Source organism: Priestia sp. SIMBA_032 (assembly GCF_046535215.1).
GTDB lineage: Bacteria > Bacillota > Bacilli > Bacillales > Bacillaceae_H > Priestia > Priestia aryabhattai.
In genome coordinates, this window is record NZ_JAWRXD010001023.1 from 1 (window position 1) to 258 (window position 258).

The window sequence follows — 258 nt, forward strand, 5'->3', positions numbered from 1 at the left end:
ATCGTATCGTTTTGATTATATTTTCTTAGCGAACTTTATTTTATACTTTGTTTTCTTCTTAATTGCTTTTATTGGATTCCGCGGTATGGAAGACAAGAAAGAGCCAGGAGTGCAAAAAGAAGTCGAAACGAAAAAAGGGTGGTCACTTACACCTGGATTTAAAGCACTTCTTATCGTGTGTGTAGCATATGCTTTATGCTGGGTTACATACGTACAGTGGCAAGGAGCGATTGCAACACATATGCAAGAATTGAATAT

General features: G+C 36.8%; 1 pseudogene. It reads left to right on the top strand.

The annotated features are described in order from the left end of the window. Positions 1–258 (top strand): annotated as a pseudogene (locus SB717_RS37445) (MFS transporter); the annotation flags it as partial.